Annotated in this window: 15 protein-coding genes; 7 read left to right on the top strand and 8 right to left on the bottom strand. The window is 73.1% G+C overall.

Annotated elements, in window-relative coordinates; genetic code table 11:
* Nucleotides 1-4 precede the first annotated feature (4 nt).
* Both rsgA and aroA read right to left on the bottom strand, forming a co-directional pair.
* A complete protein-coding gene (gene rsgA / locus FGI33_RS06725) occupies nt 5-1081 on the bottom strand; it encodes a ribosome small subunit-dependent GTPase A (protein ID WP_119400947.1) in 1077 nt (358 codons plus the stop codon).
* The gene (aroA, locus tag FGI33_RS06720) at nt 1078-2541 is read right to left on the bottom strand and encodes a 3-phosphoshikimate 1-carboxyvinyltransferase (RefSeq protein WP_237582420.1); all 1464 of its coding nucleotides are present in this window, start codon (nt 2539-2541) and stop codon (nt 1078-1080) included. The genes rsgA and aroA overlap by 4 nt, the downstream gene beginning before the upstream one ends.
* 130 nt (nt 2542-2671) lie before the next feature.
* Here aroA and FGI33_RS06715 point away from each other — a divergent pair, with 130 nt between their 5' ends.
* From FGI33_RS06715 to FGI33_RS06705, 3 genes are read left to right on the top strand one after another with little or no spacing between them, the layout of a single operon-like run.
* Nucleotides 2672-3430 carry a sigma-70 family RNA polymerase sigma factor gene (locus FGI33_RS06715; RefSeq protein WP_272930241.1) on the top strand — a complete coding sequence of 253 codons (759 nt, stop codon included), beginning with the start codon at nt 2672-2674 and terminating at the stop codon, nt 3428-3430.
* The gene (gene rsrA, locus FGI33_RS06710) at nt 3427-3669 is read left to right on the top strand and encodes a mycothiol system anti-sigma-R factor (protein WP_015490009.1); all 243 of its coding nucleotides are present in this window, start codon (nt 3427-3429) and stop codon (nt 3667-3669) included. Before FGI33_RS06715 ends, rsrA begins: the two co-directional genes overlap by 4 nt.
* A 35-nt stretch (nt 3670-3704) precedes the next feature.
* Nucleotides 3705-4145, top strand: coding sequence for a GNAT family N-acetyltransferase (locus FGI33_RS06705; RefSeq protein WP_094115595.1), 441 nt, complete (start codon nt 3705-3707; stop codon nt 4143-4145).
* Nucleotides 4146-4245: 100 nt separating this feature from the next.
* Here FGI33_RS06705 and FGI33_RS06700 read toward each other — a convergent pair whose 3' ends face one another.
* On the bottom strand, nt 4246-8064 hold the full coding sequence (locus FGI33_RS06700; RefSeq protein ID WP_119434474.1) for a multifunctional oxoglutarate decarboxylase/oxoglutarate dehydrogenase thiamine pyrophosphate-binding subunit/dihydrolipoyllysine-residue succinyltransferase subunit: 3819 nt from the start codon (nt 8062-8064) through the stop codon (nt 4246-4248).
* Nucleotides 8065-8243: 179 nt separating this feature from the next.
* On the opposite strand from FGI33_RS06700, the gene guaB1 reads away from it, so the two are divergent.
* The 3 genes from guaB1 (at nt 8244) to FGI33_RS06685 (ending at nt 12263) form a co-directional block, all read left to right on the top strand.
* The gene (guaB1, locus tag FGI33_RS06695) at nt 8244-9683 is read left to right on the top strand and encodes a GMP reductase (RefSeq protein ID WP_237582419.1); all 1440 of its coding nucleotides are present in this window, start codon (nt 8244-8246) and stop codon (nt 9681-9683) included.
* Between the two features lie 113 nt (nt 9684-9796).
* Nucleotides 9797-11227, top strand: a complete 1431-nt coding sequence (locus FGI33_RS06690) for a hemolysin family protein (protein ID WP_119434901.1) — start codon at nt 9797-9799, stop codon at nt 11225-11227.
* Nucleotides 11220-12263, top strand: a complete 1044-nt coding sequence (locus FGI33_RS06685; RefSeq protein WP_086520499.1) for a hemolysin family protein — start codon at nt 11220-11222, stop codon at nt 12261-12263. The genes FGI33_RS06690 and FGI33_RS06685 overlap by 8 nt, the downstream gene beginning before the upstream one ends.
* Before the next feature lie 69 nt (nt 12264-12332).
* Here the strand turns inward: FGI33_RS06685 and FGI33_RS06680 are convergent, their stop codons facing one another.
* Nucleotides 12333-13412, bottom strand: coding sequence for an NADH:flavin oxidoreductase/NADH oxidase (locus FGI33_RS06680; RefSeq protein WP_119434900.1), 1080 nt, complete (start codon nt 13410-13412; stop codon nt 12333-12335).
* Nucleotides 13413-13549: 137 nt separating this feature from the next.
* On the opposite strand from FGI33_RS06680, the gene FGI33_RS06675 reads away from it, so the two are divergent.
* Complete coding sequence (locus FGI33_RS06675; protein WP_420022558.1) at nt 13550-14428, top strand: ADP-dependent NAD(P)H-hydrate dehydratase; 879 nt, start codon at nt 13550-13552, stop codon at nt 14426-14428.
* Here the strand turns inward: FGI33_RS06675 and FGI33_RS06670 are convergent.
* The 4 genes from FGI33_RS06670 to FGI33_RS06655 form a co-directional block, all read right to left on the bottom strand.
* Nucleotides 14425-15105, bottom strand: coding sequence for a YceI family protein (locus tag FGI33_RS06670; RefSeq protein ID WP_119435269.1), 681 nt, complete (start codon nt 15103-15105; stop codon nt 14425-14427). The genes FGI33_RS06675 and FGI33_RS06670 overlap by 4 nt on opposite strands.
* A 132-nt stretch (nt 15106-15237) precedes the next feature.
* Nucleotides 15238-15984: an amino acid ABC transporter ATP-binding protein gene (locus FGI33_RS06665; protein WP_119435268.1), complete on the bottom strand. Its 747-nt coding sequence runs from the start codon at nt 15982-15984 to the stop codon at nt 15238-15240.
* Nucleotides 15981-16847 carry an amino acid ABC transporter permease gene (locus FGI33_RS06660; RefSeq protein ID WP_119435267.1) on the bottom strand — a complete coding sequence of 289 codons (867 nt, stop codon included), beginning with the start codon at nt 16845-16847 and terminating at the stop codon, nt 15981-15983. The genes FGI33_RS06665 and FGI33_RS06660 overlap by 4 nt, the downstream gene beginning before the upstream one ends.
* A complete protein-coding gene (locus FGI33_RS06655; RefSeq protein ID WP_237582417.1) occupies nt 16847-17704 on the bottom strand; it encodes an ABC transporter substrate-binding protein in 858 nt (285 codons plus the stop codon). The genes FGI33_RS06660 and FGI33_RS06655 overlap by 1 nt, the downstream gene beginning before the upstream one ends.
* Between the last annotated feature and the right edge of the window lie 53 nt (nt 17705-17757).

Below are 17757 nucleotides of genomic sequence, written 5' to 3'. Positions count from 1 at the left end.
GAGCCTAGCGATCGGCCTGGTCGCCCTTCGCCGCGTCCGACCGGTTGGCGACGAGGTGCTGGAGCGAGTGCAGCCGCTCGCGCCCGGCGTCCCCGAGCTCGCCCGCCTCGACCCGGTCCACGATCTCCCAGTCGTGCGCCTCCGTGAGCGGGATGCCGCCCGGCGGCTCGCCCTCGGGCAGGTGCGCGTAGCTGGCGAACGAGCGGAGGATGTTCGCCGGATCCACGTGCCCGAGCCCGAACGAGCGCACGCCCGGGGTGTCGATGATCCAGCCGTGGCCGCCGTCGCCCGTCTCGACGCGCATGGAGACGGTGGAGCTCGACGTGTGGCGGCCGCGCCCGGTGACCTGGTTGACGACGCCCGTGGCGCGCTTGGCGTCCGGCACGAGCGCGTTCACGAGCGTGGACTTGCCGACGCCGGAGTGGCCGACGGCGACGGTCGTGCGGTCGGCCAGCAGCGCGCGCAGCTCGTCGAGCGGGACGTCGTCGGAACGGCTCAGCACGATGGGCACGTCGAGCACGCGGAAGTGCGCGGCGAAGGGCGCGGGGTCGGCGACGTCCGACTTGGTGATGCAGAGGATCGGCTGGATCCCGGCGTCGAAGGCCGCCACCAGGTAGCGGTCCACCAGGCGCGCGCGCGGCTCGGGCTCGGCGGCCGCGACGACGATGAGCATCTGGTCGGCGTTCGCCACGATCACGCGCTCGACGGCGTCGGAGTCGTCGGCGCTCCGGCGCAGCAGCGTGCGCCGGGGGGCGATGCGGACGATGCGCGACAGGCTGCCCTCGTCGCCCGAGGTGTCGCCCACGATGTCGACGCGGTCGTTGGTGACCACCGCCTTCTTGCCGAGCTCTCTCGCGCGCGTGGCGGTCAGCGTGTGCTCGTCGGGCGTGTCCTCGCCCACGAGCACGCCGAAGCGGCCACGGTCGACCGTGAGCACGCGGCCCTCGACGGCGTCGGTGTGGCCGGGGCGCTGCTTGCTGCGCGGCTTGTTGCCCTTGGGGTTGGGGCGCACGCGCACCGAGGACTCGTCGTAGGCGTCCCAGACGCCGTCGTCCTGCTCGGGATCCGCGAGCCAGCTCACAGGAGGCCGCCGAGGCCGCCCGCGGCGCCCGGCCCGGTGATCCCGCCGAGCGCGAGGGGATCGACGGCGGCGCGCGGCGCGCGGCCGAGGAGCGGGCCGAGCCACAGCTCGGGGAACTCGGGCAGCGTCTTCGCGGTCGTGCCGATGTCGTCGATCTCGACGCCCGGGGCGGCCAGGCCGACGATCGCGCCCGCGGTCGCCATGCGGTGGTCCTCGTAGGCGCGCCACGGGCCGCCGTGCAGCGCGGCAGGCGCGATAGCGAGGCCGTCCTCGAGCTCGGTGACGGATCCGCCGAGCCCGGTGATCTCGGCCGCCAGCGCCGCCAGCCGGTCCGTCTCGTGGCCGCGCAGGTGCCCGATGCCCGTGATGCGGCTGGGCCCGTCGGCGAGGGCCGCGAGCGCGACCAGCGCGGGCGCCAGCTCGCCGCCGGTGCTGAGGTCGAGGTCGATGCCGGGGATGCGTCCGCCCGCGGCGAGGCCCGGGCCGCCGTCGACCACGAGCGCGCCCGCCTCGCGGGTGACGGTGGCGCCGAACCGCGGCAGCAGGTGCTCGAGGTCGGCGCCGACCTGCGTCGTCTCCTCGGGCCAGCCGGGGATGGACACGCGGCCGCCGGCGACGATCGCCGCGGCGAGGAACGGCGCGGCGTTGGAGAGGTCGGGCTCGATGCGCACCTCGCGGCCCGCGATGGGGGAGGAGGGCACGATCCAGAGGCCGGGCTCCGGGCTCTCGACCACGACGCCGCGATCGGCGAGCGTGCGGATCGTCATCTCGATGTGCGGCATGCTCGGCAGCGTCCGACCCGTGTGCCGGAGCCGGAGCCCCTGGGTGAACCGGGGCGCGGCGAGCAGCAGGCCGGAGACGAACTGGCTGGAGGCGGACGCGTCGATGGCGATCTCGCCGCCCGGCACCTCCCCGGTCCCGTAGAGGCTGAAGGGCAGCGCGCGGCGGCCGTCGTCGTTGACGTCGACCCCGAGGGCCCGGAGCGCCTCGATCGTGCCGGACATGGGGCGGCGGCGCGCGCTCGGGTCGCCGTCGAAGGAGACGGGACCGAGGGCGAGAGCGGCGACGGGCGGCAGGAAGCGCATCACGGTGCCGGCGAGGCCGCACTCGATGGTGATCCCGCCCGCGAGCTCCGCCGGGGTGATGCGCAGGTCGGGCCCGAACGCGCCGTCGCCGTCGACCTCCTCGATCACGGTGCCGAGGGCCCGCAGCGCCTCCACCATGAGGCGGGTGTCGCGCGACCGCAGCGGCGCGCGGAGCGTCGAGGGGGAGTCGGCGAGGGCGGACAGCACCAGCTCGCGGTTCGTCAGGCTCTTGGATCCCGGGAGCGGCACGGTCGCGTCGAGCGGCCCGTCCGCCGCGGGCGCCGCCCAGGGCCCGTCGTCCGTCGGCACGGGCGCATGGGTCCGGTCGTCGTCGTACGGGCTGAAGGTCGGACCGGAATACCTGAAGATCTCCATGGGTTCACCAGAGTACCGGGCAGACGTCCGGCAGGCCCGGATCCCGGGCCGGGAAGGATCACCCGTGATCACGAGGACAGCACCGGCGGCCCCGTCCGCCGAGCTCGTGCGCGCCGTAGAATCTGCCCTGATGGCCACTTCAGGGAACACCAGTCACGACGCGCCGGCCGAGACCTCCGGGGGCGACGCGCCCACCGCACCCGCCGCGCCCGCGGAGCTCGTGGAGGCCGTCGTGCACTCCACCGAGGAGGCCGCGGACCACGAGGAGGCCGAGCGGGCCGAGGCCGAGGAGCCGCGCAAGGCCCAGCCCGGCGACAACCGCGAGCTCTTCGAGGAGCAGGCGCTCCCGTTCATCGACCAGCTGTACGCCGCGGGCCTGCGCATGACGCGCAACCCCGCCGACGCGCAGGACCTGGTGCAGGAGACGTTCGTGAAGGCCTACACGGCCTTCCACCAGTTCAAGCAGGGCACGAACCTCAAGGCCTGGCTGTACCGGATCCTCACGAACACCTTCATCAACAACTACCGCAAGAAGCAGCGGGACCCCTACAACGGCACCATCGACGAGCTCGAGGACTGGCAGTTGGGCGGCGCGACGAGCGCCACGGCCACCACCACGCGCTCCGCCGAGGCCGAGGCCATCGACCACCTCCCGGACAGCACCGTCAAGGACGCGCTGCAGTCCATCCCGGAGGACTTCCGCATGGCCGTCTACTTCGCCGACGTCGAGGGCTTCTCCTACCAGGAGATCGCCGACATCATGAAGACCCCCGTGGGCACCGTCATGAGCCGCCTGCACCGCGGCCGCCGGATGCTGCGGAGCCTGCTTTCCGACTACGCGCGCGAGCGGGGCATCTCCACCGCGCACCTCACTGGAGCGACCAAATGAGCGACTGCGGCTGCGACAAGGCCAAGAAGGATCTCGAGGAGTACCTGCACCACGAGCTCGACAAGGCGGACGCCGCGGACATCCGCGAGCACATGGCGAACTGCCCGGACTGCGCGCGCGAGCACCGCGTCGGCGTCGTCCTGCGGGACACCGTGCGCCGCGCCTGCACCGAGGCGGCACCGGAGGACCTGCGCACGCAGGTGATGGAGAAGCTGCGGGCCATCCAGGCCACGCACTGACCGACGCGGCCATGGTCTCCCGGTAATCTCGGGACGTGACCAACGCGATCCAGTCCCTCGGGACGCCCTCCCCGTCCGACCTCACCGTCATCGTCGAGCTGCTCCGGCTGCTCGACTACGAGGTGGACGAGGAGCGCGTCGCGGCACGGCTCTCGCGCATGACCGCCGCGGCCGGCCACGAGACGTGGGTCGTCCGCGACGACGCCGGTGAGATCGCCGGGCTCGCGGGCGGGCACCTGATGTGGGGCCTCGCCGACGACGAGCCCATCGCGCAGCTGATCATCCTGGTGGTGCGCGAGGGTCGACAGGCCGGCGGCATCGGCTCCGACCTCATCCGCCACTACGAGGCGTGGGCGCGCGAGCACGGCGCGACGCGGTTCCTCGCGACCTCCGCGGCGGCGCGCGACAACGTCACGCGCTTCTACGCCCGCCGCGGCTACCACGCGTCCGGCATCCGCTACTCGAAGCTCGGCTGACGGCCGGCCGACGCGCGCGGCGACGCGGCCGCCGCATGACGAGAGGCCCGATCCCCTGGGGACCGGGCCTCTCGTCATGCCGGGCGCGAGCCCGCGCGGATCACTCCGCGGTGGCCCGCGCGATCAGGTCCGACTGCTCGGTCGCGTGGCGCTTGCTCGAGCCGGCGGCCGGCGACGCGGCGGCCGGGCGGGAGACGACGCGCACCGGGCGGTCGGGGATCGCCCGGCCGAGCTCGACGTGCACGAACGGCCATGCGCCCTGGTTCTCGGGCTCGTCCTGCACCCAGACAACCTCGGCGTCCGGGTACGACTCGACGACGCGGCGCACCTGCTCCTCGGGGAACGGGTAGAACTGCTCGAGCCGCACGAGCGCGATGGACGTGTCCTGACGCTTCTCCAGCTCGCCCAGCAGGTCGTAGTGCACCTTGCCGGAGTGGAGCAGCACGCGGCGCACGGCACCGCGGTCTTGGATGCGGACGTCGTCGATCACCGGCTCGAAGCGACCCGAGGTGAAGGCCTCGACGTCGCTCGTGGCACCGCGCAGCCGCAGCATGGCCTTCGGCGTGAAGACCACGAGCGGGCGGCGGGGTCGGGAGTACGCCTGGCGGCGCAGCAGGTGGAAGTACGACGCGGGCGTCGACGGACGCGCGACCGTCATGTTCTGCTCGGCGCACAGCTGCAGGAACCGCTCGATGCGCGCGGACGAGTGGTCGGGACCCTGGCCCTCGTAGCCGTGCGGCAGCAGCAGCACGACGCTCGAGCGCTGGCCCCACTTCTGCTCGGCCGAGGAGATGAACTCGTCGATGATCGTCTGCGCGCCGTTGGCGAAGTCGCCGAACTGCGCCTCCCACAGGACCAGCGCGTCGGGCCGCTCGACCGAGTAGCCGTACTCGAAGCCCATCGCCGCGTACTCGCTGAGCAGCGTGTCGTAGATCCAGAACCGGGCCTGCCGGTCGCTGAGGTTCGCGAGGGGCAGCCACTCCTGGCCGTTGTCGCGGTCGTGCAGCACCGCGTGGCGCTGGACGAACGTGCCGCGGCGCGAGTCCTGGCCGGCGAGGCGGACGGGCGTGTTCTCCAGCAGCAGGGAGCCGATGGCGAGGAGCTCGCCGAAGGCCCAATCGATGGATCCGCTCCGGCTCATCTCGAGCCGCTTGCGCATGAGCGCCTGCAGCTTCGGGTGAACGGAGAAGCCCTGCGGCGGGTTGTCGTGCGCATCGCCGACAGCGTGGATCACGGACTCGGAGACGCCCGTGGTCTCGGGCTCGCCGTGGCCGTCGTCCTGCTGGGAGTCGGGGCGCTCGAGGTCCGCGACCGCGCCGGCGTCGTCGGTCTGGATCGGGATGGACGAGGTCTGCGCCGCGTGCGTCTCGGCGAAGGCGCGCTCCAGGCGGTCCTGGAAGTCCTTCTGCGCCGCGTCGTACTCCTCCTGCGTGATGTCGCCGCGACCGACGAGCGCCTCCGTGTACAGCTTCCGCACCGAGCGCTTGGCCTCGATGAGGTTGTACATGAGGGGCTGCGTCATCGACGGGTCGTCGCCCTCGTTGTGGCCGCGACGGCGGTAGCAGACGAGGTCGATGACGACGTCCTTCTTGAACTCCTGGCGGAACTCGAAGGCGAGGTGCGCGACGCGGGCCACGGCCTCGGGGTCGTCGCCGTTCACGTGGAAGATCGGCGCCTGGATGCTCTTGGCCACGTCGGTCGAGTACACCGACGAGCGGGACTCCGACGGCGGCGTGGTGAAGCCGACCTGGTTGTTGATGACGATGTGGACCGTGCCGCCCGTGCGGTACGCGCGCAGCTGCGAGAGCTGCAGGGTCTCGAAGACCACGCCCTGGCCGGCCATCGAGGCGTCGCCGTGGACGAGGATCGGCAGGACGGAGAACGAGCCGATGGGCTTCCGGTCCTGCTTGGCGCGGACGATGCCCTCGAGCACGCCGTTGACGGCCTCGAGGTGCGACGGGTTCGCCGCGAGGTACACCGGCATCTCCTCGCCGTGGACGCCGCGGAACGTGCCCTCGGTCCCGAGGTGGTACTTCACGTCGCCGGATCCCTGGACGGTGCGCGGGTCCTGCGTGCCCTCGAACTCGCGGAAGATCTGGCCGTAGCTCTTGCCCGCGATGTTGGTGAGGACGTTGAGGCGGCCGCGGTGGGCCATGCCGATCGCGACCTCGTCGAGGCCGTGGTCCGCCGCGCCCTGGAGCAGCGTGTCCAGGAGGGAGATGGTGGACTCGCCGCCCTCGAGGCTGAAGCGCTTCTGGCCGACGTACTTGGTCTGCAGGAACGTCTCGAACGCCTCGGACTCGTTGAGCTTCGAGAGGATGCGCATCTGCTCGTCGTGCGTGGGCTTCGCGTAGGGCTGCTCGACCTTGCCCTGGATCCAGCGGCGCTCGTCGGGCTGCTGGATGTGCATGTACTCGATGCCGATGGTGCGGCAGTAGGAGTCGCGCAGGATCCCGAGGACGTCGCGCAGGAGCGCCTGGCGCCGGCCGCCGAAGCCGTCGGTGACGAACTCGCGGTCGAGGTCCCAGAACGTGAGCCCGTGGTTCGTGATCTCGAGGTCCGGGTGCGTGCGCTGCTGGTACTCGAGCGGGTCGATGTCCGCCATGAGGTGCCCGCGGACGCGGTACGCGTTGATGAGCTCCTGCACGCGGCTGGTCTTGGAGACCCGCTCGGAGAGGTCGACGTTGATGTCGGTGGCCCACTGGATCGGGTCGTACGGGATGCGGAGCGCCGCGAAGATGTCCTCGTAGAAGCCGTGCTGGCCGATGAGGCGCTCGTGCACGATCTTGAGGAACTCGCCGGAGCCCGCGCCCTGGATGACGCGGTGGTCGTAGGTGCTCGTGAGCGTGATGGTCTTGCCGATGCCGAGCTCCACGAGCGTCTTGGGGGAGGAGCCCTGGAACTCGGCCGGGTACTCGAGCGCGCCGGCGCCGATGATGGCGCCCTGGCCCTTCATGAGGCGGGGGACCGAGTGGACGGTGCCGATGCCGCCGGGGTTCGTGAGCGAGATGGTGGTGCCGGCGAAGTCGCCCGCGGCGAGCTTGTTGCCGCGCGCCTTCTTCACCAGCTCTTCGTACGCCTGCAGGAACTCGCCGAAGGTCATGGCCTCGGCGCCCTTGATGCTCGGGACGAGGAGCGCGCGCGTGCCGTCGGGCTTCGGCATGTCGATCGCGATGCCGAGGTTGATGTGCGCGGGGGAGACGACGCTGGGCTTGCCATCGACCTCGTCGTAGTGCACGTTCTGGCTCGGGAACTCCTTGAGCGCCTGGATGAGCGCCCAGCCGATGAGGTGCGTGAAGGAGACCTTGCCGCCGCGGGCGCGCTTCAGGTGGTTGTTGATGACGATGCGGTTGTCGATCATCAGCTTCGCGGGAATGGTGCGGACGCTGGTCGCGGTCGGGATGGTGAGCGACGCGTCCATGTTGGTCGCGAGGGACTTCGCCATGCCGCGGAGGGGCGAGACCTCGTCCTCGCCGGGCGGCGTCGGCTCCTGGCCCTTCTTCGCCGGTGCCTTCGCGGGCGCCTGGGCGGGGATGGGCTGCTGCTTGGGGGCGATGCTCGTCGTGCGCGCGGCGGGCTGGGATCCGGTGGCGGGCTGTTGCGCCTGCGCGTCGGGCTGGCCGGCGGCCGCGGGGGACGGCGTCGATGCCGGGGCCCCCGTGTTGGTCGTCGCGGGGGCCGAGGTGCTCGCCGCGTCCGGGATCTGCGCCTCGGCGGTCTGGTCGCCGGTGGCCGGCGTCGCCTCGCGGCCCTCGATCACGGTGGTGTGGTAGTTCTCCAGGATCGGCCACCAGCTGCGGTCGACGGAGTCCTTGTCGACCACGAACCTCTCGTACATCTCGTCGACGAGCCACTCGTTGGCTCCGAAGTCGCCCGTGGAACCGTCATCGGTCCCCGTACCAGTCACCTGGCTCGACACAGTTGATCGCCCGCTCTCTTGCTGTTGGTCGTCTGCCTCGCGCGGCCCGTTCGCGTGCCGCGCGTCCACGATCACCCAGCCTAAACCTTCCCCCGGTCGGGCCGCCGGGAGCGGCGCGTCGGAAGCCGCGCGGGCCACCGGCCTGGTGCGGGCCCGGACGGCGGGGCTACCGTCGGGGCATGAGGTTCACCGGAGAGGCTCCCGCCCATGACCTGACGTACTCGGACGTGTTCCTGAGCCCCGGCCGGTCCGACGTCGCGAGCCGGATGGACGTCGACCTCGCGCCCGGCGACGGCACGCCGTGCACCATCCCGGTGGTCGCGAGCAACATGGGCTCGGTCACCGGCCCGCGGCTGGCCGCCGTGCTCGCCCGGCGCGGGGGCATCGGCATCCTGCCGCAGGACCTCCGCCCGCAGGAGCTGGACGCCGCGATCCGCCGGGTCAAGGACCAGCCCGTCGCCTACGACTCGCCGCTCGAGCTGCCGCCCGACGCGACCGCGGGGCAGGCGCGCGAGCTCCTTCCGCCCATCGCCGGCCACGGCATCGTGCTGCGCGACGCGGACGGGGAGATGGTCGGCTGCCTCGAGGGCACGCAGCTCGCCGGCGTCCCCGACGGCACGCGGCTCGGCGACCTCCCGCACGGCGCGCTCGCCTCCCTCGACGCCGACGACGTGCCCACGGGCCGCGCGGCGTTCGAGCTGATGCACGCCGCCGGCATCGACTTCGCGCCCGTGCTCGCCCACGGCCGCCTGGTCGGCACCCTCAGCCGCCGCAGCGCGCTGCGCTCCACCGTCTACGCGCCCGCGCTCGACGGGCACGGGCGCCTCGCGGTCGGCGCCGCGGTCGGCGTCAACGGCGACCCCGTCGGCCGCGCCCGCGCGCTGCTGGCTGCCGGGGTCGACGTGCTCGTGCTCGACACGGCGCACGGGCACCAGGAGGCGATGCTCCGCGCGATCCGCGACGTGCGCGCCCTCGACCCGCGCGTGCCCCTCGTGGCCGGCAACGTCGTGACCGCCGAGGGCGCGCGCGACCTCGTCGAGGCGGGCGCCGACATCGTCAAGGTCGGCGTCGGCCCCGGCGCCATGTGCACCACCCGCATGATGACCGCGGTCGGCCGGCCCCAGTTCTCCGCCGTGCTCGACACGGCCGAGGCGGCCCGCGCCGCCGGCGCGCTCGTCTGGGCGGACGGGGGAGTGCGGTACCCGCGCGACGTGGCGCTCGCCCTCGCCGCGGGCGCCGCGAGCGTGATGATCGGATCCTGGTTCGCGGGCACCGTCGAGTCGCCCGGGCGCCTCCTCGTCGACGACGACGGCGGGCTCGCCAAGGAGAGCTGGGGCATGGCGTCCACGCGCGCCGTGCAGGAGCGGTTCGGCCGGCGCGAGGCGTTCGAGCTGGCCAGGCGCACGCTCTTCGCGGAGGGGATCTCGACGAGCCGGATCCGCATCGACCCGCTCCGCCCCGGACTCGAGGACCTGCTCGACACGATCACCTCCGGCGTCCGGAGCGCGTTCACGTACGCCGGGGCGCGCACGCGCGAGGAGTTCGCGGAGCGCGCCGCCGTCGGGATCCAGTCCGCGGCGGGCTACGAGGAGGGCAAGCCCCTGCCGGTCGGCTGGTGAGCCCCGGTATGCTCGACGGACGATGGACGACCCCCCTCCTGCTCATAGACCCCCGCCGCGCGCGCCCCTCCGACTGAAGCCGGCCGTGCGCCCGGCGCCCGGGAGCCGCCCCGGTGAATGAATGGCTCCTCCTCGCCGCGGGTCTCGTCCTGACCCTCGGCACCGGCCTCTTCGTGGCCAGCGAGTTCGCGCTCGTCAACCTCGACCGCTCCGACCTCGAGAAGCGCCAGGAGCGCGGCGAGAAGCGGCTCGGCCCGCCCATCCGCGCCCTCCGCATCACCTCGACCCACCTCTCCAGCGCCCAGCTCGGCATCACGCTGACGACGCTGCTCACCGGCTACACGATGGAACCGGCGCTGAGCCTGCTGCTCACCGGGCCTCTCACGTCCGCGGGGCTCGCCGAGGGCCTCGTCTCCCCGGTGTCGACCGTCGTGGCGCTCGTCGTCGCGACGCTCCTGTCGATGATCGTCGGCGAGCTCGTGCCGAAGAACTTCGCGCTGGCCCTGCCGCGCGAGACGGCCAAGCTCGTGATCCCGTTCCAGACCCTGTTCACCACGGTCTTCAAGCCCGCCGTGCTGCTGCTCAACAACAGCGCGAACGGGATCCTCCGGCTCGTCGGCATCGAGCCCAAGGAGGAGCTGTCGGGCGCCCGGAGCGCCGAGGAGCTGTCCTCGCTCGTCCGCCGCTCCGCGCTCGCCGGCCTCCTCGAGGACGACACGGCGATGCTCCTCAGCCGCACGCTGCGCTTCGCCGACCTCACGGCGTCCGACGTCATGACGCCGCGGCTCCGCGTGAAGTCGGTCGAGCGCACCGACAGCGCGCAGACCGTGATCGAGCTCGCCATGACCACGGGCTACTCGCGCTTCCCCGTGACGGACGACGGCGTCGACGACGTCATCGGCCTCGTGCACGTGAAGCAGGCCGTGGCCGTGCCGCGCGAGAAGCGCGCGCTGGTGCCCGTCACCGCGCTGCAGTCCGAGGCGATCCGCGTGCCCGAGACCATGAAGCTCGACGACCTGCTCGGCGAGCTGCGCGGCCGCGGGTTCCAGATGGCGGTCGTCGTCGACGAGTACGGCGGCACCGCCGGGGTCGCGACCCTCGAGGACCTGGTCGAGGAGCTGGTCGGCGAGCTCGCCGACGAGCACGACCGCACGCGCGCCGGCGTCGTCCGCTCGCGCGACTCGCTCACCTTCCCCGGCATGCTCCGTCCCGACGAGCTCCTCGAGCGCACGGGTCTCCGGATCCCCGACGAGGGCCCGTACGAGACCGCGGCCGGCTTCGTCATGAGCGAGCTCGGCCGCCTGCCCGTGGTCGGCGACGAGCTGGAGCTCGAGACCGGCACGCTGCGGGTCGAGCGGCTCGACGGCCGGCGCATCGACCGGATCCGCTTCACGCCCGTCCCCGAGCCCGTCGCCACCGCGGTGGGCACCACGCGGGCCGAGCGCCAGGCGGACCGCCAGGCCGAGCGCCAGGCCGACCGCGAGGCCGGACGACAGGCGGACGCGGAACGCGCCGCCATGAGGAAGGAGCCGTCCCGTGGGTGAGTACGCCGGGGGGATCATCGCGCTCGTCGTGCTGCTCGCCGTCAACGCCTTCTTCGTCGGCGCCGAGTTCGCGGTCATCTCCGCGAAGCGGTCGCAGATCGAGCCCCGGGCGGAGGAGGGCAGCCGCGCCGCGCGCATCACGCTCTTCGCCATGGAGCACGCGACGCTCATGCTCGCGACGACGCAGCTCGGCATCACCGTGTGCTCGCTGCTGATCCTCAACGTGTCCGAGCCGGCGATCCACCACCTGCTGGAGATCCCGCTGGGGGCCACCGGGCTGCCGGAGGAGGCGATCTCCACGATCGCGTTCGTCATCGCGCTGCTCATCGTGTCGTTCCTGCACGTGGTGCTCGGCGAGATGGTGCCGAAGAACATCTCGTTCTCGGTGCCGGACCGGGCGGCCCTGCTGCTCGCGCCGCCGCTCGTGGGGATCGCGCGCGTGGTGAAGCCGCTCATCGTGGCCCTCAACGCGATCTCGAACGCCGTGCTCCGCCTGGCCAAGGTCGAGCCGAAGGACGAGGCCGCGAGCGCGTTCACGCTCGACGAGGTGCAGGGCATCGTCGACCAGTCGACCCGCGAGGGGCTGCTGGAGGACCGGACGGGCGCGCTCACCGCGGCGTTCGAGTTCACGGGGAAGAAGGTGCAGGACATCGCGATCCCGCTGGGCGCCCTGGTCAGCCTGCCCGAGACCGCGTCGCCGTCCGAGGTCGAGCGCGCCGTCGCCCGGCACGGCTTCTCGCGGTACGTGATCGTCGACGAGGCCGGGGAGCCGACCGGCTACCTGCACCTCAAGGACGTCATCGACCTCGACGAGGCCGACGAGTTCGTGCGCCCGGTGCCGGCCAAGCGGATCCGCCAGCTCGTGTCGGTCTTCGAGGGCACCGAGCTCGAGGACGCGCTGGCGATGATGCGCCGCTCCGGCGCCCACCTCGCCCGCGCCTTCACGGAGGCCGGCGAGACCACGGGCGTGCTGTTCCTCGAGGACATCATCGAGGAGCTCGTCGGCGAGGTGCAGGACGCGACCCGACGGGTCTGACCCGCCCGCGCACCACGACGGCCCGGCACCCCAGGGGGATGCCGGGCCGTCGTGCTGTGGCGTGGAGGGTCAGGCCGCCCAGCGCGCGCGGTCGTACTGCTTGGGCCAGTAGTCGATCTCGACGCCCAGCGCGTGCGCGGCCCGCAGCGCGAAGTGCGGGTCGCGGAGCATCTCGCGGCCGAGCATGACGGCGTCCGCGCGGCCCTCGGCGACGACCGCCTCCGCCTGCGCGGGCTCGGTGATGAGGCCGACGGCGTTGAGCGCGACCTTCGCGTGCTCCTTCACGTACTCGGCGAAGGGCACCTGGTAGCCGGGCGCGACGGGGATCGTGACGCCCGTGGTGTTGCCGCCCGTGGAGATGTCGAAGAAGTCGGCGCCGTGCTCGGCGGCCCATGCGGCGACGGTCGCGGTCTGCTGCTCGTCCCAGCCGGCGTCGCCCGCCCAGTCGGTGGCGGAGAAGCGCACCAGGAGCGGCGCGTCGGGGACCTCGGCGCGCACGGCGTCGATCACCTGGAGCAGCAGGCGCGCCCGGTTCTCCAGGCTGCCGCCGAACTCGTCGTCGCGGTGGTTGCTGAGGGGCGAGAGGAACTGGTGCAGGAGGTAGCCGTGCGCGGCGTGGAGCTCGAGCACGTCGAAGCCGGCGTCGACCGCGCGGCGGGCGGCCGCGGCGAAGTCGTCGACGACCTTGCGGATCCCGTCGGCGTCGAGCGCGACGGGCGTGCCATACCCGGGGAACGGCTCGGCCGACGGGGCGACGGTCTCCCAGCCGCCCTCCTCGGCGGGCATCGTGCCGCGGCCCGAGAACGAGTAGGTGGAGGCCTTGCGGCCGGCGTGCGCGAGCTGGATCGCGGCGACCGCGCCCATCGAGTGGATGAAGTCGACGATCGGCGCCCACGCGTCGCGCTGAACGTCGTCCCAGATGCCGGTGTCCTCGGGCGTGATGCGCGCCTCGGGGCTCACGCCCGTGGCCTCCGCCATCACGAGTCCCGCGCCGCCGCGGGCGAACGAGCCGAGGTGCGCGAGGTGCCATGCGCCCGGGACGCCGTCGCGCGCGTCGATGCTGTACTGGCACATGGGCGCGACCCAGATGCGGTTGCGGGCGGTGACGCCGCGGACGGTGATCGGCTCGAAGAGCGGGGACGTGGTCATGGGGATCCTTCCAGGCGGGCGGCCGCTCGGCTCCTCTCGGGAGGCGCGGCGCGCGGGGACGGGCGGAGGGCGTCGTCGGCCTCATGGACCCAAGGCCCGGCGCGGCCGCCGCATTCCCGCGCGCCTATCGTGAGGGCATGAGCGACGCGCAGGACGACCACGCACCCGACGGCTGGATCCGGCAGGACGCCGAGCGCACGCGCCGGGCGATCCGCCTCCCGCGGGACGACGACGACAAGTACACGCGCGGCGTGCTGGGCGTCCGCACGGGCTCCGACCGCTACCCGGGCGCCGCGGTCCTCGGCGTCGAGGCCGCCGCGCGCACGGGCGTCGGCATGATCCGCTACCTCGGCCCCGCGGGCGCGTCCGCCTCGGTGCTGGCCCGCCGCCCCGAGGTCGTCACGGCCGACGGGCGCGTGCAGGCGTGGCTCGTCGGATCCGGCATGGACCAGGCGCATCGCGACGACGCCGCGACCGACGCCATCACGGCGGCGCTCCGGCAGGGGCTGCCGGCCGTCGTCGACGCGGGTGCCCTCGACCTCGTGGGTCGCGCCACCGGCCCCGTCGTCGTCACGCCGCACTTCCGCGAGCTGTCCCGGCTGCTCGACGGCGCCGGCATCGAGGCGTCGGCGGAGCAGATCGCCGCGGACGCCCCGGGCTGGGCCGAGCGGGCGGCGCAGGAGCTCGGCGTGTGCGTGCTCCTCAAGGGCGCGACCACGTACGTGGTCGGCGGTGGGACGCGCATCGCGGTGCGCGCGGGGACGCCGTGGCTCGCGACGGCGGGCTCGGGCGACGTCCTGGGCGGCGTGCTCGGGTCCCTGGTCGCGGGGGCGTCGGCGCGGATCCCCGACGCGGCGGATCCCCTCGCGGTCCTCGCCGACGTCGCCGCGGCCGCCGCGTGGCTGCACGGTCGCGCCGGCGACATCGCGTCCGGCGGCGGACCGATCACGGCCCTCGACGTCGCCGAGGCGATGCCGAGGGCCGTGCGCGAGGCGCTGGAGGGATCCGGCGCCTAGGCCTTCGCGACGTCGAGCGAGAACTCGACCGAGCCGTGGTCCTCGACCGTCACGAAGCCGAGGCTCGGCGCCTGCACGCCGAAGTCCTGGAACGTGATGGGGATCGAGCCCACGATCTGCCCGCCGTCGGACGTGAACGACGCCTGCATCTGCGCGGTCACGCTCTTCGTCACGCCGTGCAGGGTCAGGTCGCCGGTCACGTCGTACGTCGCCGGGACGCCGGCCTCGACCCCGTCGGCGGCGATCGGCTGCGTGAGCGTGAAGGTGGCGGTCGGGAAGTCGCCCGTCTTCATGGCCTCGTCCTGGAAGTACGCGTCGCGCGGCGGCTGGTCGGTCGCGATCTTCGTCACGTCGACTGTCATGGTGCCCTCCGTGACCTGGGATCCGGCGATCGTGATGTCGCCCGTGACGGCGTCTGTCCGGCCGTTGACCGTGACCGGCGTGCCGTTGAGCACCTCGTCGACGCGGTAGCCGGCGTAGGACGACCCGCCCACGGTCCATTCGCCGGTGAGGTCGCCGATCGCGCCGCCCGCCGCGGGCGTCGACGCGAGGGTGGGGGCGGCGTCGGGAGTGCCCGCCAGCTGCTTGTAGATCGGTCCGCCGAACGCCGCGAATGCGCCGACGAGGACGACCACGCCGCCCGCGACCCCGATGGTGATTTTCGTCTTCTTGTCCATGCTCGTGGCTTCCCTCCGTCGACCGGACGCCGGCACGAGCGGCCTCCGGAGCTTGAACACTCAATTACCGGGGGAGTCTGACGGAGACGCGGGCCGGACCCGACGCGTCGTCCACAGGCCGGCGAGGCCGACTCAGGGGGCGTCCGGGCCCGCGAGCCGTCGGAGGAACTCGCGCGTGCGCGGCTCGCGCGGCGCGTCGAAGACCTCCGCGGGCGTGCCCTCCTCGACGACCACCCCGCCGTCGAGGAACACCACCCGGTGGGCGACCTGGCGGGCGAAGCCCATCTCGTGGGTCGCCATGACGATGGTGGTGCCGGTGGCGCCGATGACGCGGACGAGGTCGAGGACCTCGCCGACGAGCTCGGGATCCAGGGCGCTCGTGATCTCGTCGAGCAGCAGCAGCTCCGGCTCGGTCACGACGGCCCGGGCGATCGCGACCCGTTGCTGCTGCCCGCCCGACAGACGGTCCGGGTAGGAGCCGGCCCGGTCGACGAGGCCCACGCGGTCGAGGAGGGCCATGGCCCGCTCCTCGCTCTCGCCCCGCCCGCGGCGGAGGACCCGGCGGCTCGCGAGCGTCACGTTGTCGAGCACCGTGAGGTGCGGGAACAGGTTGAAGTGCTGGAAGACGACGCCGATGCGGGCGCGCACGCGGTCGGCGTCGACGCGGGGATCGCTGATGTCGTCGCCCGCCAGCAGGACCCTGCCGTCGTCGATGCGCTCGAGGAGGTTGATCGTGCGGAGCAGGGTCGACTTCCCGGAGCCGCTCGCGCCGATGAGCGCGACGATCTCGTGCGAGTCGACGCGGAGGTCGACGCCCCGCAGCACCTCGGTCCCGCCGTAGGACTTCCGGATGCCCTCCAGGCGCAGCACCTCGCTCATGCCGTCTCCCCCTGCTCGCGGCGGCGCACGCGCGCGGCGTACCAGTCGGTGAGCCGGATGGTCGGGACGGCCAGCAGCACGAACAGCAGCCCGGCCAGCACGTACGGCGTGAAGTTGTAGGCGGCCGCGGTCTCGAGCTGCGCCGCCCGCACGGCGTCGACGGCTCCGAGGACGCTGACCAGGCCGACGTCCTTCTGCATCGCGACGAAGTCGTTCATCAGGGCGGGCGTGACCTTGCGGACGGCCTGGGGGAGGATCACCACGCGCAGCGCCTGCCCGCGCGTGAGGCCGAGGGAGCGCGCCGACATGACCTGCGACGGGTGGACGGCGTCGATGCCCGCGCGGATCACCTCGGACACGTAGGCCGAGTAGACGAGCACCAGCGCGATCGTGCCCCACACCTCCGCGGGGAGCCGGGGCGTGAGCTGCAGGCCGGGGATCCCGAAGCCGACGACGTACAGCACGATGATGAGCGGGATGCCGCGGAAGAAGTCGGTGTACGCGGCCGCCAGCGCGCGCAGCGGGAACAGGACCGGACCCCGGAGGGTGCGGAGGATCGCGAGCGCGAGCCCGAGGACCAGCACCCCGATCGCCGCGGCGACGAGCACGCGCAGGTTGAGGAGGAGCCCCGCGAACACGCGCGGCCACGCGTCGACGAGCACGCCCGGGTCCAGGAACTGCTGCTGGACGCGTGCCCACCCCGGGGTGTCCACGACGACGACCCACACCAGGGCGGCGAGGGCCAGCGTGCTCGCGAGGCTGACGAGGACGCTGCGCGTGCCCTGACGGCGGCGGTAGCGGCGTCGGTCGAGCTCGAGCGGGCTGGGGGAGTGCGCGGACGGGGACGCGTGCGGGCCCGGCACTAGCCGAGCACGGGGGCGGTGTCGTCGGAGGCGAGCCAGGTGGTCGCGAGCTCGTCGAGCGTGCCGTCGGCCCGCAGGGAGTCGACCGCGCCGCTCACGTCGGTGGTCAGGCTCGACCCGAGCGGCAGCACGATGCCGAACTCGTCGCCCTCCTCGCCCTCCGCCCTGGGGAGCTGCCCCACGAGCACGCCGCCCTCGAGGTCGGCGCTCGTGAGGTAGAACGCGGTGGGCAGGTCCACGACCAGGGCGTCGATCTGCCCGTTCTGGAGCGCGAGCTTGGCGTCGTCGTTGGACGTGAACGCCTGCACGCCGGAGGTCGGCTGGATGTGCGCCTCGGCCGCCTGGAAGCTCGTGGTCCCCGTCTGGGCGCCGACGACGAGGTCCCGGAGGTCCGCGAGCGACGCCGCGTCGGCGGCGGGCGAGCCCTCGACCGTCACCACCGCCTGCGTCGTCTCGTAGTACGGCGTCGAGAAGTCGACGGCCTGGCGGCGGTCGTCGGTGATGCTGAACTGCTGCAGGTTGAGGTCGAAGTCCTTGGGGCCGGGCGCGATGGCGGCGTCGAAGCTCGTGCGCACCCACTCCACGTCGTCGGCCGCGAAGCCGAGCCGGTCGGCGACCGCGTAGGCGACGGCGGACTCGAAGCCCTTCCCGGACGCGGGGTCGTCGTCGATGACCCACGGCGAGTACGCGAACTCGCCCGTCGCGACGGTGAGCTTCCCGTCCGCGACGTAGCCGGCGGCGGCCGGCGTGCCGTCCTCCCCGGATCCGGCCGCGCAGCCGCCGAGGGCGATGGCCGCCGCGATCGAGGCGACGAGGGCGGCGGCCTGGCGCAGGCGGGCGGGACGGGGTCGGGACACGGGCACTCCTGGATCACGCGGGGGTAGGGTCGGGCAGACCGCCAGCCTGCCGG

The sequence above is a fragment of the Clavibacter phaseoli genome (assembly GCF_021922925.1).
Taxonomy (GTDB): domain Bacteria; phylum Actinomycetota; class Actinomycetes; order Actinomycetales; family Microbacteriaceae; genus Clavibacter; species Clavibacter phaseoli.
This window is presented reverse-complemented; position numbering and strand designations above follow the sequence as displayed.